15 protein-coding genes are annotated in these 13699 nt (G+C 70.1%); 5 read left to right on the plus strand and 10 right to left on the minus strand.

The annotated features are described in order from the left end of the window. Positions 1-38 precede the first annotated feature (38 nt). Positions 39-281 carry a hypothetical protein gene (locus ABZT74_RS16005; RefSeq protein WP_356169662.1) on the minus strand — a complete coding sequence of 81 codons (243 nt, stop codon included), beginning with the start codon at positions 279-281 and terminating at the stop codon, positions 39-41. A gap of 264 nt (positions 282-545) precedes the next feature. Between ABZT74_RS16005 and ABZT74_RS16010 the strand changes: the two genes are divergently transcribed. Continuing rightward, positions 546-1886, plus strand: coding sequence for a hypothetical protein (locus tag ABZT74_RS16010; RefSeq protein ID WP_356435468.1), 1341 nt, complete (start codon positions 546-548; stop codon positions 1884-1886). A gap of 34 nt (positions 1887-1920) precedes the next feature. Here the strand turns inward: ABZT74_RS16010 and ABZT74_RS16015 are convergent, their stop codons facing one another. Beyond that, complete coding sequence (locus ABZT74_RS16015; protein ID WP_355867743.1) at positions 1921-2412, minus strand: N-acetyltransferase; 492 nt, start codon at positions 2410-2412, stop codon at positions 1921-1923. A gap of 94 nt (positions 2413-2506) precedes the next feature. Here ABZT74_RS16015 and ABZT74_RS16020 point away from each other — a divergent pair, with 94 nt between their 5' ends. Next, complete coding sequence (locus ABZT74_RS16020; protein WP_355867746.1) at positions 2507-3097, plus strand: YdeI/OmpD-associated family protein; 591 nt, start codon at positions 2507-2509, stop codon at positions 3095-3097. A gap of 123 nt (positions 3098-3220) precedes the next feature. Here ABZT74_RS16020 and ABZT74_RS16025 read toward each other — a convergent pair whose 3' ends face one another. Continuing rightward, positions 3221-3838, minus strand: coding sequence for a YceI family protein (locus ABZT74_RS16025; protein WP_356169673.1), 618 nt, complete (start codon positions 3836-3838; stop codon positions 3221-3223). A 290-nt stretch (positions 3839-4128) separates the two neighbouring features. On the opposite strand from ABZT74_RS16025, the gene ABZT74_RS16030 reads away from it, so the two are divergent. The 3 genes from ABZT74_RS16030 (at position 4129) to ABZT74_RS16040 (ending at position 6733) form a co-directional block, all read left to right on the plus strand. Beyond that, a complete protein-coding gene (locus ABZT74_RS16030) occupies positions 4129-4623 on the plus strand; it encodes a hypothetical protein (protein ID WP_355867752.1) in 495 nt (164 codons plus the stop codon). Positions 4624-4873: 250 nt separating this feature from the next. Beyond that, a complete protein-coding gene (locus ABZT74_RS16035) occupies positions 4874-6481 on the plus strand; it encodes an acyl-CoA carboxylase subunit beta (RefSeq protein WP_356169679.1) in 1608 nt (535 codons plus the stop codon). A gap of 57 nt (positions 6482-6538) precedes the next feature. Continuing rightward, positions 6539-6733 carry an acyl-CoA carboxylase subunit epsilon gene (locus ABZT74_RS16040; protein ID WP_355867758.1) on the plus strand — a complete coding sequence of 65 codons (195 nt, stop codon included), beginning with the start codon at positions 6539-6541 and terminating at the stop codon, positions 6731-6733. Between the two features lie 219 nt (positions 6734-6952). Here the strand turns inward: ABZT74_RS16040 and ABZT74_RS16045 are convergent, their stop codons facing one another. The 7 genes from ABZT74_RS16045 to ABZT74_RS16075 form a co-directional block, all read right to left on the minus strand. After that, the gene (locus tag ABZT74_RS16045; RefSeq protein ID WP_355867761.1) at positions 6953-7534 is read right to left on the minus strand and encodes an ATP/GTP-binding protein; all 582 of its coding nucleotides are present in this window, start codon (positions 7532-7534) and stop codon (positions 6953-6955) included. After that, positions 7515-8114 carry a DUF742 domain-containing protein gene (locus tag ABZT74_RS16050; RefSeq protein ID WP_355867764.1) on the minus strand — a complete coding sequence of 200 codons (600 nt, stop codon included), beginning with the start codon at positions 8112-8114 and terminating at the stop codon, positions 7515-7517. Before ABZT74_RS16050 ends, ABZT74_RS16045 begins: the two co-directional genes overlap by 20 nt. 94 nt (positions 8115-8208) lie before the next feature. Next, on the minus strand, positions 8209-8622 hold the full coding sequence (locus tag ABZT74_RS16055; RefSeq protein ID WP_355867767.1) for a roadblock/LC7 domain-containing protein: 414 nt from the start codon (positions 8620-8622) through the stop codon (positions 8209-8211). Between the two features lie 10 nt (positions 8623-8632). Further along, the gene (locus ABZT74_RS16060; protein ID WP_356435471.1) at positions 8633-11860 is read right to left on the minus strand and encodes a nitrate- and nitrite sensing domain-containing protein; all 3228 of its coding nucleotides are present in this window, start codon (positions 11858-11860) and stop codon (positions 8633-8635) included. Between the two features lie 355 nt (positions 11861-12215). After that, on the minus strand, positions 12216-12791 hold the full coding sequence (locus tag ABZT74_RS16065; RefSeq protein WP_028802395.1) for an ATP/GTP-binding protein: 576 nt from the start codon (positions 12789-12791) through the stop codon (positions 12216-12218). Then, positions 12772-13170, minus strand: coding sequence for a DUF742 domain-containing protein (locus ABZT74_RS16070; protein WP_355867773.1), 399 nt, complete (start codon positions 13168-13170; stop codon positions 12772-12774). The genes ABZT74_RS16065 and ABZT74_RS16070 overlap by 20 nt, the downstream gene beginning before the upstream one ends. 111 nt (positions 13171-13281) lie before the next feature. Further along, the gene (locus tag ABZT74_RS16075; RefSeq protein ID WP_010984127.1) at positions 13282-13695 is read right to left on the minus strand and encodes a roadblock/LC7 domain-containing protein; all 414 of its coding nucleotides are present in this window, start codon (positions 13693-13695) and stop codon (positions 13282-13284) included. Between the last annotated feature and the right edge of the window lie 4 nt (positions 13696-13699).

Here is a 13699-nt window from a genome sequence, read left to right on the forward strand (position 1 = left end):
CACCAGCCCCGGCCGGCGCTTTTCGCCGTCTGGGGTGCCTAGGCCGTGCTCGCCGGGGCGCTGTTGAGCTGCTTGGCCGCCTTACGGGCCCGCAGCGCCTTGACCACGGTGTGGACGCGGATCGAGGTGAACACCAGGACCGCGAGTCCGAGGAGGGCGCCGACGGGCGCCCGGTCCCGGGCCGCGGCGTAGAAGAGCGCGATGGAGAAGGGGACGCCGACGACGATGAGCAGCGGCTCGCGCACCCAGAACGGGAGCACGCGAAGGATGAGTCCGACCATGCGGGTCACCTCATCAGGTGCATGCCAGCAACTGCTGTGACGGAGGCCACAATTCCGCCAGGCGGAACCGGATCGTTGCGGGACGGACGACTCGACGGGCGACTCGACGGGCGACTCGGGGACGACGAGGCGGAGGGCCGGACGCGCGGGTACGGATGCCCGGCGACACCTGCCGCGCCGGCGTGCTCGCGTCCGGGCCGTGACGGCACCCGGGCCGCCGCTCCCGATGCCCGGTTCTGCTCCGGTTCGGGTAGCTTCGAAGGCATGAGGGCCGCACGCACCCGAGGGATTCCGGGCCTGTTGGTCGCACTGGCACTCGCGGCCATGGTCATGCTGTCGTTCGCGCCCGGAGCGCACGCGGCCACCAGCGTCTCCACCGTCGCCGCCGCGCTGCGCGAGAGCCCGGTCTACGTGGACCCGGCCGCCGCCGACCAGCTCTCCGCCCGGCAGGCCTCCGCACTCGCCGAGAAGATCGAGAAGGCGGACAAGCCCGTCTTCGTCGCCGTGCTCCCCGCCGGCTTCCCGGCCCAGGACCTCTTCCGGAACCTGCGTACCTCCACGGGCGTCACGGGCCTGTACGCGATCCGGCTCGGCGACCGCTTCGACGCCCGCGCCGACTCCGCCGTGATGTCCCGCACCGCGGTGCGGAACCTCGTCACCGGCGTCCAGCGCGAGCCGGACGCGAACACCCAGCTGAACGACTTCACGGACAGCGCGCTGGCGAACATCAGGGGCTCGGCGCCCGCGAGCTGGAGCGGTGGCGGGGGCGGCGACGGTGTCTCCGCGGGCGCTCTGATCGCGGTCGGCGCGGTGGTCGTGATCGGCGGCGCGGGCGCCTACACGGTCGTGCGGCGCAACCGGCGGCGCCGTGAGGAGGAGCAGCGGGCGGCGCTGGAGCGGCTGCGTGTCGTCGTGGACGAGGACATCACCGCGTTCGGCGAGGAGTTGGACCGCCTCGACTTCCATCCGGCCGAGGCGGGCGCCGACGACACCATGCGCGCGGACTACGAGCGCGCCCTGGACGCCTACGAACAGGCGAAGTCGTCGATGGCTGCCGCCCGGCGTCCGGAGGACGTGCGCGCCGTGACCCAGGCGCTGGAGGACGGCCGGTTCTCGCTCGCCGTGCTCGCCGCGCGCCGCGAGGGCCGGCCCGTCCCCGATCGCCGCGCCCCCTGCTTCTTCGACCCCCGGCACGGCCCGTCGGTCGCCGACGCCCGGTGGACTCCGGCCGGGGGCGCGGCGCGGGAGGTCCCGGTGTGTGCGGCGGACCGGGCGCGCCTCGCCGACGGCACGGACCCCGCGGTCCGCGAGGTCGACACGGAGCACGGCCGCCGTCCCTACTGGGACGCGGGCCCGGCGTACGGTCCGTGGGCGGGCGGCTACTTCGGCGGCGGCCTGCTGCCGGGTCTGCTCGTCGGCACCGCGCTCGGCAGCCTGATGTCGAGCCCCGCATACGGGGCCGACTACGGCTCCGGGTACGGCGACTTCGGCGGCGGCGACGTCTCCGGCGCCGACTTCGACCCGGGCGACTTCGGCGGCGGCTTCGGGGACGGCGGGGGCGGCGGCGACTTCGGCGGCGGAGGAGACTTCGGCGGGGGCTTCTGACCGACCCGGGCAGCCGGCCGGGGTCTGCCGGTTCCTACGCGTCCGGCAGCGCCAGCCAGTCGCTCCAGGACAGGTCCCGGCCGATGAAGCGGGGCCGGGTGAAGGGCCATTCCTCGGCGATCCACCGGGGGACGAGCAGATCCAGTTCTCGTTCGAGGTCTGTACCGACGCGGTCGTCCACCACCCACCAGGAGATCTCGGCGTCGGCGCCCGCCTTCTCCGGCGGGTCGATGTAGACGCACCCGTACTCGGTCGTCCCGGCGGCGTCGAACAGGACGTAGTTGAAGGACTCGTGGGCGGCGATCTCCCTCTCGTGCCGCTCCAGGTCCTTCAGGTTCGCGTCGTACGTCATCGTCTCGGCGGGCCAGCCCCACGCCTCCCCGAAGATCGACCACAGCCGCTCGCGCGACCCCATGACGGTCGGGTAGTCGACGGCGGCGTCGCCCCCGGTGATGGGCCGCAGATGGCACCCGCCGGGCACCTCGACGCGCGACGGGTGGACGAAGTCGTGGGGAAGCCAGCTCATACCCGGAGGCTAACGACCGCGTGGGCGGCGCGCACCGGGTTAACGCGGGGCCCGGTGAGAGCGAGGCGGGTGCCGCGCGGGCTAGCGTCCTCCCATGGCCCATTCCGGCGGGACCGAGGACACGGCAGGCGTCGAGAGCTTCGCGGACGTGGAGGAGATGGACGCGTGGCTGACCGCCCACGCCGGACTCCGGGGCGGAGTCTGGGTGAAGGTCGCGAAGAAGGGGACCGGGCTCGACTCCGTCGACGCGGCGGACGTCAACGACGTGGCGCTGTGCCACGGCTGGATCACGGGCCACCGCAAGGGGTACGACGAGGCGTGGTTCCTCCAGCGGATCACCCCGCGCCGGCCCGGCAGTGTGTGGTCGGCGGTGAACGTGCGACGCGTCGGGGAGCTCACCGGGGCGGGACGCATGCGGCCCGGAGGACTCGCGGAGGTCGCGGCCGCCGAGGCGGACGGCCGGTGGGCGGCGGCCTACGCCTCGCAGAAGGAGGCCACGGTCCCCGACGACCTGGCCGCGGCGCTGGCCGGGAACCCGGGCGCCCGGAGCTTCTTCGACGGGCTGGGCCGGACCGACCGGTACCGGGCCGTGGTGGGCCTGCTGCGGGCGCGGACCCCGGAGACCCGGGCGGCCCGCCTGCGGGCCGTGATGACCGAACTGGAGGCGGGCCGACGGCCGAAGTGAGCGCCGCCCCCCCGAACGCCGGAGCGCCCGTCCCCCCGTCCACGGAGGGACGGGGTACGGGCGCGTTCGGGTACCGCGTGAGCGGTCGGCCGGGCCGGCCGGTCACCGGTGGGAGCCGACGGCTCAGTCGGCGTTGCGGATCGCCGAGATGTCGAAGTTCAGCTTGATCTTGTCGGAGACGAGAACGCCACCGGTCTCCAGGGCCGCGTTCCAGGTGATGCCCCACTCGGAGCGCAGGATCTCGGCCTTGCCCTCGAAGCCGACGCGCTCGTTGCCGAAGGGGTCCTTCGCGGCGCCGTTGAACTCCAGGTCGATGGAGATCTCCTTGGTGGTGCCGAGGATCTCCAGGTCACCGGTGATGCGGTAGTCGTCGCCGCCCAGGGCCTCGGCCCTGGTGGAACGGAAGGTCATCGTCGGGAACTCGTCGATCTTGAAGAAGTCGGCGCTCTTCAGGTGACCGTCACGGTCCGCGGAACCGGTGTCGATGCTGTCCATCTTGATGTCGAGGGAGGCCGTCGACTTGGCCGGGTCGCCGCCGTCCAGGTGCAGGCTGCCCTCGAAGTCCTTGAACGAGCCCTTGACGTTGGTGACCATCGCGTGGCGGGCGACGAAGCCGATCGTCGAGTGCGCCGGGTCGATGGTGTACTCGCCGGTCAGCGCGGCCAGCTCCGGGGTGACGGGGGTCGCGGCGGAGGCCGGCGACTCGGCGGCGTCGGTGGACTTGCGGCCGAAGATACCCATGACGTGCTCCTTGAGGGGACGGGCCACGGTTCGGTTCGGAGCCGCAGCGTTGGTCTGTTGAATCTTCAACGAGGTCAACAGAGGGAACCGTAGACCTATTCCGTTCAAGTTTCAACATCATCCGCAATGTGTCTGTGGCGTCACGTTATGTCATCTCCCACCGCCCTCTGGCGAACGCGCGTAGAACTCGGGCACCATCTGCGTGCACCCCCTGCACAGCCGCCCCACAGGAAGCACGGCCGTACGCCGTACGGCCGCCGACGGTCCTTCGCAGGAAAGGTTCCCCCCGCATGAAGCTCAGGTCCACGCTGACCGCGCTCGCCCTCGTCGTCGCCCCCGGTGTCGCCGTCGTCGGCACCTCCACCGACGCCTTCGCCGCCACGAAGATCAGCCACGCCACCGCGACCTCGATGTTCCGCCAGGTCGGTATCACCTGGTCCTCCTCCGGCGGTTGCTCCGACCGCAACAACTCCACCTGTACGTCCTTCGACCAGCTGAACCTGGCCACCGCGCAGGGCGCCCAGACCCTCAAGGGGGCCAGCGGCTGCGCGCTCAACATCACCGGCGGCACCGAGACCGGCCACGCGAGCGGCACCTACTCGCACTGGAACGGCTACAAGCTCGACTTCGGCAAGAACACCTGCGTCACGAACTACATCCACAACTTCAGCTACATAGGCCTGCGTGGGGACGGCGCTCCGCAGTACAAGTCCGGCTCGGGCAACATCTACGCCGACGAGGGCAACCACTGGGACGTCCTCTACTACAACTGTGGCGGCTGCTGAGCCCTCGCGCGAGGTGACGCGGACCCCCGTCCGGGGGTCCGCGTCACTCCGGGGGTGGCATGCGCCCCTCATGAATGTGAGGCGGCTCTCAGCGGAAGTCTTTGTGCGACCCCTACAAGCAGAAGCCCCTCTGAGCAGTCCGATTGCCTGCACGAGGTGGTGGTTCTGTTCAGGGTTACCAGGAAAACGGGCCGGAGACTGTGCAGAGTCGACGGGCCCCTTTCCTTGGTGGACTTCGTATGGTCACTACATGACCGTTTTGGACGAGGCCGGCTCCGCGAGCCCCACGAGCTCCACAGGTGAACCGACGGACGCGCGCGGGCGTGTGGCGGAGCTGCACGCGATCCGTGCCGAGGCTCTGCGCGGACCCAGCGAGAAGGCGACCGAGGCGCAGCACGCCAAGGGCAAGCTGACCGCCCGGGAGCGCATCGAGCTGCTGCTGGACGCGGGCTCGTTCCAGGAGGTCGAGCAGCTGCGCCGGCACCGGGCGACCGGGTTCGGCCTGGAGGCGAAGAAGCCCTACACCGACGGTGTCATCACCGGCTGGGGCACGGTCGAGGGCCGCACGGTCTTCGTGTACGCCCACGACTTCCGCATCTTCGGCGGCGCGCTCGGCGAGGCGCACGCCACGAAGATCCACAAGATCATGGACATGGCCATCGCGGCCGGTGCTCCGCTGGTGTCCCTGAACGACGGCGCCGGCGCCCGTATCCAGGAGGGCGTCTCGGCGCTCGCCGGCTACGGCGGCATCTTCCAGCGCAACACCAAGGCGTCCGGTGTCATCCCGCAGATCTCGGTGATGCTCGGCCCGTGCGCGGGCGGCGCGGCCTACAGCCCCGCCCTGACGGACTTCGTCTTCATGGTCCGCGAGACCTCGCAGATGTTCATCACCGGTCCGGACGTGGTCAAGGCGGTGACGGGCGAGGAGATCACCCAGAACGGCCTGGGCGGCGCCGACGTCCACGCGGAGACCAGCGGCGTCTGCCACTTCGCGTACGACGACGAGGAGACCTGCATCGCCGAGGTGCGCTACCTCCTGTCGATGCTCCCGCAGAACAACCGCGAGAACCCGCCGCGCGCCGCCTCGGACGACCCGACCGACCGTCGCAGCGAGGTGCTGCTGGACCTGGTCCCGGCCGACGGCAACCGCCCGTACGACATGACCAAGGTCATCGAGGAGCTCGTCGACGACGGCGACTACCTGGAGGTCCACGAGCGCTGGGCCCGCAACATCATCTGCGCGCTGGCCCGTCTCGACGGCCAGGTCGTCGGCATCGTGGCCAACCAGCCGCAGAGCCTCGCGGGCGTCCTCGACATCGAGGCCTCCGAAAAAGCTGCACGCTTTGTCCAGATGTGTGACGCTTTTAACATCCCGATCATCACGTTGCTGGATGTCCCTGGATTCCTTCCGGGCGTCGACCAGGAGCACGGCGGGATCATCCGGCACGGCGCGAAGCTGCTGTACGCGTACTGCAACGCGACGGTGCCGCGGATCTCGCTCATCCTGCGCAAGGCGTACGGAGGTGCCTACATCGTCATGGACAGCCAGTCCATCGGGGCCGACCTCACCTATGCCTGGCCCACGAACGAGATCGCCGTGATGGGCGCCGAGGGCGCCGCCAACGTCATCTTCCGCCGCCAGATCGCCGAGGCCGCCGACCCCGAGGCCATGCGCGTCCGCATGGTCAAGGAGTACAAGGCCGAGCTGATGCACCCCTACTACGCCGCCGAGCGCGGTCTGGTGGACGACGTCATCGACCCCGCCGAGACCCGCGAGGTCCTGGTCAAGTCGCTCGCGATGCTCCACACCAAGCATGCGGACCTGCCCTCCCGTAAGCACGGCAACCCCCCGCAGTAACCCTGCGGATCCTCCGCGGTACCGCCGCGGAAACCTCTCTCATGGAGACTGAAACCTATGAGCACCCCTGACATCCGCGTCGAGAAGGGCCACGCCGAGCCCGAGGAGGTCGCCGCCATCACGGCGATCCTGCTGGCCCGTGCCGCCGCCGCTCCCACCGATGCCGCTCCGGCCCACCGTGGCCGCCCCCGGGCCGGCTGGCGCCGCCTGGAGCGCGAGGGCGGCTTCCGCGCCCCGCACAGCTGGCACTGAGCGTCCTGACGACCGACAGCCCCGCCCCTCCGTCCGGAGGGGCGGGGCTGCGGCGTTCTCCGGACCCAGGCGGCCCGCCCGCCGGTCACGGGCGCCGCCGGCGCGTAGGAGGCCGCCCAACGCACCCGCACGGGCCGCGAGTTCGGGTGCCGCACGGACAACGGCCCCCGTTTCTCCGGTGGGAGAAACGAGGGCCGACGCCTCGGAGTGGGGGAGGGGCTAGCGGAGCCGCGCCATCAGGGCGTGCTCCACGAGCGTGATCAGCGCCGACTTGGCGTCCGCGCGGTGGCGGGCGTCCGTCGTGATGATCGGGGTGTCCGGGCCGATCTGCAGGGCCTCACGGACCTCGTCCGGGTTGTACGGCTGGCTGCCGTCGAAGCCGTTGAGGGCGATCACGAACGGCAGGCCGCTGTTCTCGAAGTAGTCGACCGCGGGGAAGCAGTCGGCGAGACGCCGGGTGTCGACCAGCACGATCGCGCCGATGGCGCCGCGGACCAGGTCGTCCCACATGAACCAGAAGCGGTCCTGCCCGGGGGTGCCGAACAGGTACAGGATCAGGTCCTGGTCCAGGGTGATGCGGCCGAAGTCCATGGCGACGGTGGTCGTCGTCTTGTCTCCGGTGTGCGTGAGGTCGTCGATGCCCGCGGAAGCGGACGTCATGACGGCCTCGGTGCGCAGCGGGTTGATCTCCGAGACGGCGCCGACGAACGTGGTCTTGCCCACGCCGAAGCCGCCCGCCACCACGATCTTCGCGGACGTGGTGGAGCGGGACTGCCCTCCGCTAGAGCTTGCGAAGTCCACTGAGCACCCTTTCGAGCAATGTCACGGCTGGCTGGCCGCCGGCGCTCTCGTCGCCGCCCGGCTGATGAATGGCGACCAGGCCCGCCTCCGCCAAGTCGGCGACGAGGATCCTGGCGACGCCGAGAGGGATGGTCAGCAGGGCCGAGATCTCGGCCACCGACTTGATCTCCCGGCAGAGGTTGCAGATGCGCTGATGCTCGGGCAACTGGCCCTGCATCTGGTGCGGCTGCGCGGTGGTGTGCACCAGTGCCTCGATGGCGAGCTGGTAGCGGGGCCTGGTGCGGCCGCCCGTCATGGCGTACGGACGCACCAGAGGGTTGGACGCCGCGGTGGGCGACGGCTCGGGCGAGCGTCGCTGCGGCTGTACGGGCTGGATGCGCGGCGCCGGCGGCTGGTCGTACGGAGACGGCCCGGGGCCCTGGGGGGCCTGAGGCGGGTACGGCTGCTGCCGCCGCTGGCTGGGCGCGGAGGGAAAGTTGTATCGGTTCGGGTTCTGCGAACCGTCGCCCTGGCCGCCCTGCCCCTGGCCGGGGCCGTACGACCAGTTGCCCGAAGACGAACCGCCTGGGGGTGTCACCACTTTCTCCTCCTCCGACTGTGCCGGGAACCCGTCACTGTGGGTCCGCGTCCCGAAACCTTACGGCCACAAGACGCCAATACGCACCGTCTGTCTGTTAGTTGAGAAGGCTGCCCTGGAGCTCCGCACGGAGATCCGGGGTCAGGACCGTGCCCGCACGGTCCACCAGAAGCGCCATCTCGTACCCAATGAGGCCGATGTCCGCCTCCGGGTGTGCAAGGACCGCGAGCGACGAACCATCGGAAACGGACATGAGGAAGAGGAATCCTCGCTCCATCTCCACAACCGTCTGGTTCACATGGCCGCCCTCGAAGATGCGGGAGGCACCCGCGGTCAGCGAGGTCAGACCCGACGCGACAGCGGCCAACTGGTCGGCGCGGTCACGGGGGAAGCCTTCGGACATCGCCAGAAGGAGTCCGTCGGCGGAGACCACCACCGTGTGCGACACCCCGGGGGTGTGGTCCACGAAATTGGTGATCAACCAGTTCAGGTTCTGCGCCGCCTGGCTCATCGGACTCACACTAACGCTCCTGGTTGTAGGTGCTGTCGGAGCCGAAGCCCTGACCGTTCGTGTCACTACCTGCATTGCGTCCCCGCTCGACGCCCCGGCGCAGGTTGCTCAGCCTGCCCCGCACGTCCTCGGGAGCGCGGGAGACCTGGGGGCCGCCCTGGGGGGTCGATTCCGCGGTGCCCTCGACCAGGTTGGCCTTGGGTACCCGCCGGGGCAGACCGGACGAGGTGACTCCGCCCGCCTTGGGCTTCTTGAGCTGCTCGGCGCGCTGCCAGCGGTCGTCGTTGGACGAGCGCCAGTCGTCGTCACCCTTGCCGTCGGGAGCCGGCGTGGCCTGCTCCCTCTGGTGGTCCGCGGGGCCCTGGCCGTTGCCGTTGACGTTGCCGCCGGCGGTGGATCCGCGGCGGGGCAGTCCGGCATCGGTCATCGTGTGGGGGGCCGAGGGGGCCGGTCCCGGACGACTGAAGCCTACGCGGTCCTGCTCACTCACGTCAGCGGCCTGCGGTGATTCCGCTTGTGGAGCGTACTCGGAGCGGTAGCCGCCCTGGTACGCCTCCTGCTGCGGCCAGTCGTCCTGGTAGGACGGCTCTTCGAAGCCCGAATGCGTCTCCGGCGCGGAACCGCGCGCTCCGGCGTGCTCCTCCTGGACCGCCTCCGGATAGGAGGCTTCCGGGTAGCCACCGGTGGACGGGAAGTACGCCTCGTCGTACGCGGCGCGCTGCGGCTCCTCGTACGACGTCTGCTGGTCGTACGTCGTCTGCTGCTCCTCGTGCACACCCTGGCCGCCGTCGTACGCCGGAGCGCCGCTGTAGGGCGGCTGTCCGTTGTCGTAGGGCTGCCGGCCGTCGAAGCCCTCGGTGTACCCCTGCGGGCCCTCGATGGCTTCCATGCCCTGCGCCTGGGCCTCCAGGGCCGCCCGGCGCTCCTCGCGCATCAGGGAACGGCCCACCGGGTCGAGGTCGCGGATGTCGTCCGGGACCTCGTAGCGGCTGTCGTCGAAGCCGAGGTCGGCCGCGGTGAGCAGCGGCTGCTGCTGCTGGGCCCCGAAGCTCTCGCCCTGGAACGACTGCTGCTCCGGGATGATCTGGGACACGGTGAACTCGTCGCGCATCGGCTGCTCGCCGCCGCCGCCGTGGGTGATGGCGTCGGGGAGCATGACCAGCGAGGTGGTGCCGGCCTGCTCGCCCGAGGGGCGCAGCTGGACGCGGATGCCGTGCCGGTCGGACAGCCGGCCGACCACGAAGAGGCCCATGCGCTGGGAGATCGCGGCGTCCACGGTCGGCGGGTTGGCCAGCTTGTGGTTGATGTCCGCGAAGTCCTCGGCGGTGAGGCCGATGCCCTTGTCGTGGATCTCGACCATGATGCGGCCGTCCGGGAGACGGGTCGCGGTGACGCGGACCTTGGTCTGCGGGGAGGAGAACGTGGTGGCGTTCTCCAGGAGCTCGGCGAGCAGGTGCACGAGGTCGGTCACGGCGCGGCCGTGGATCTCGGCCTCCGGGACGCCCGAGAGCTCGATGCGCTCGTACTGCTCCACCTCGGAGGAGGCGGCGCGCAGCACGTCCACCAGCGGGACCGGCTGGTCCCAGCGGCGGCCGGGCTCCTCGCCGGCGAGGACCAGGAGGTTCTCGCCGTTGCGGCGCATACGGGTCGCGAGGTGGTCCAGCCGGAAGAGGCTCTCCAGCTGGTCCGGGTCGGCCTCGTTGTTCTCCAGCTCGGTGATCAGGGTCAGCTGGCCCTCGATCAGCGACTGGTTGCGGCGCGACAGGTTGGTGAAGATCGCGTTGATGTTGCCGCGCAGGAGGGCCTGCTCGGCGGCCAGCCGGACCGCCTCGCGGTGGACCTGGTCGAAGGCGCGGGCGACCTCGCCGATCTCGTCCGTGGTGGTGATCGGGATCGGCTGGACCCGGGTGTCGACGCGGCCGGGGTCGGTGCGCGAGAGCTGGTCGACCAGCATCGGCAGGCGCTGCTCGGCGACGTTGAAGGCCGCGTTGCGCAGCTGGCGCATCGAGCGGCTCATCTGGCGGGCCACCATGCCGGCCAGGATGAACGCGGCGAGCAGGGCGATCACGACGGCCGCGCCGGTGATGATGGCGTCGGTCTTGGCGCTGTCGGAGATGTCCGCCGCCTCGGCCACGGCCTTGTCGGAGAGGTCCGACTCGATCTGGCGGTAGGCGTTGTACTTGGCGGTGTTGACCGCCCACCAGTTCTGCGCGGTGATGCCGTTGCCGGCGAGGGCGGCGCGGTCGCTGTCCAGCGGGGACTTGAGCTGCGCGAGCGCCGTGACCATCTGGGTCGGGTCGGACGGCGGCTTCACGTAGTTCGGGTCGGCGGCCGCGGCCTGCTTGCCCTGCTCGGTCAGCTGCGCCTTGATCTTCGCCTGGGCGGCGGAGAGCTTGTCGGCGTCGGACTGGGTGCCACCGCCGATGTACTCCTCGACGGCGATGCCCTCGAGGTAGGCGTAGGAGGAGAGGGCGACGCGCTGGTTGGCGAGGCTGCTCAGGCCCGGGCCGGGCTGGACCAGCATGTGCATACCGATGGCGCGCTCCAGCGACAGGGCCGCCTTGGAGAGGGAGATCGCGTAGACGGTACGGCCGTAGCTGGTGATGTTTCCGGTGCCCAGACCGAGTTCGTTGGCGAACTCCATCAGCGGGTGCTGGATCTGGAGGTAGCCCTCCTCCGTCTTCACTCCGGGGAGCTTGGAGGTGTACGCGAGCTTGCGCAGGGTGTCCAGACCGGGCTCGACCTTGCGGAAGATGGCGAGGCGCCGCTCCAGGCCGGCCGTCTTCGGCATTTTCTGGGCCGCCGCGTCGAACGCGTCGGCCGCGGCGTCGGTCTGCTTGCGCACGGCCGTGACGGCCGCCTTGTCCTTGGCGCTGGCCTGACTGCCCTGGAGCAGCGGGGCCGCGCTGACGTCGCGCTCGACGAACAGCTTGTCGCCGTAGTTCAGCGCCGCCTGCACCAGACGCGCCGTCTTCTCGGCGTCCTGGGCCTGCTGCCAGGTGTCGATCGAGCTCCTCACCTGGAAGCCGCCCATGACGAGGCCGACCACCACGGGTATGAGCAGGATCGCGTTCAGCCTGGCCGGCACACGCCAGTTGCGCGGGGAGAAACGGCCGCCGCTCGGCGCGGGGGCCGGTACGGGCTCCGGGCCGGGCATGTGTGCGGGCGCCGCTCCGCGCGGCGGCGGGGTGAAGTTGCCCCGTGCCGACGGCTCGGGACCGTTCGTGCTTCGCCTCACTCGACCAACAACCTCTCGGCGTCGGCACCTACGTTGTGCCGCGGTATCTCCAGCGCCCGTGACTTAGCTACTGGGCAGTTCAGCGCATTCCAGCACGTCAGGGAGCGCCCTTCCAAACACTCGGAACCTGGGGTTCCGGGTGGCTTCGACCACAGATAAAACGGTCATAAAGAGCGAGCCCCGCCAAAAGGCGGGGCTTTCGTGAGCGCAGCGGTACCGGGTGACCGCGAACCGTGTCGGCGCCGGTGAAATTCTCTGTCGAAACGTTATGAACACTGTGGCCGACCGTGTCAAACGACACAGCCGGCTCCAGTTCGTCTACGACAACTTCCTTATGGTCCTGTCGACTTGGCTGCTACCGCAGCCGAGCCATGAGGGCGTGCTCGACCAGCGTGATCAGAGCGCTCTTCGCATCCGCACGGTGTCGGGCGTCCGTCGTGATGATCGGAGCGTCCGGACCGATCTGGAGGGCCTCGCGCACTTCCTCGGGGTTGTACGGCTGGTGGCCGTCGAAGCCGTTGAGGGCGATGACGAACGGCAGGCCGCTGTTCTCGAAGTAGTCGACCGCGGGGAAGCAGTCGGCGAGACGCCGGGTGTCGACCAGGACCACCGCGCCGATGGCGCCGCGGACCAGGTCGTCCCACATGAACCAGAACCGGTCCTGACCCGGCGTACCGAAGAGGTACAGGATCAGGTCCTGGTCGAGGGTGATACGGCCGAAGTCCATGGCCACCGTGGTGGTGGTCTTGTCCCCGGTGTGGGTGAGGTCGTCGATGCCCGCCGAAGCGGACGTCATGACGGCCTCGGTGCGCAGCGGGTTGATCTCGGAGACGGCACCCACGAACGTGGTCTTGCCGACACCGAAGCCACCCGCCACGACGATCTTCGCGGAGGTGGTCGCCCGGCCTCCGTCAGAGCTTGCGAAGTCCACTGAGCACCCTTTCGAGCAAAGTCACGTCCGGCGCGCCGCCGTTGTTCTCATCGCCGCCAGGCTGGTGAATGGCGACCAGTCCGGCCTCCGCGAGGTCCGCGACGAGGATCCTGGCCACACCCAGAGGCATGGACAGGAGAGCCGAGACCTCGGCCACCGACTTCACTTCCCGGCACAGGTGGCAGATGCGCTGGTGTTCGGGGAGCAGCCCCATCAGCTGCGCCGGGTCGGCCGTGGTGCTGATCAGCGCCTCTATGGCGAGTTGGTACCGCGGCCGGGTCCGGCCACCGGTCATCGCGTACGGACGTACCAGCGGCTGGTCGCCCTCGTCCCCGTACGGATCAGCGTACGGATCATGAGAGGCGGTGGGCGGGGTCATGAATCCTCCGGGCGGGACAGCAGGTCGGTCAGTCGTGCCGTCTGTTGAGGCCGGTGGGGGGATTGTGGCGGCCGGACGGTGATTTCGTGCGGTGTCTGGATCCGGGGGCGGTCAGTGAAGCAGACTGCCTTGTAGCTCGGCACGCAGGTCCGGCGTGAGGACAGCGCCCGCACGGTCGACGAGCAGTGCCATCTCGTAGCCGACGAGACCGATGTCGCACTCCGGGTGGGAGAGGACCGCGAGGGACGATCCGTCCGAGACGGACATCAGGAAGAGGAAGCCGCGCTCCATCTCCACGACCGTCTGGGCCACCGTCCCGCCCTCGAAGATCCGGGATGCCCCGGCGGTCAGCGAGGTCAGTCCGGAGGCGACGGCCGCCAGTTGGTCCGCGCGGTCGCGGGGGAAGCCTTCGGACATGGCCAGAAGGAGTCCGTCGGCGGACACGACGACGGTGTGGGACACCCCAGGGGTGTTGTCCACGAAGTTGGTGATCAACCAGTTCAGGTTCTGTGCCGCCTGGCTCATCGGG

Origin of the sequence: Streptomyces sp. NPDC005302 (genome assembly GCF_040607345.1) — a bacterium.
GTDB lineage: Bacteria > Actinomycetota > Actinomycetes > Streptomycetales > Streptomycetaceae > Streptomyces.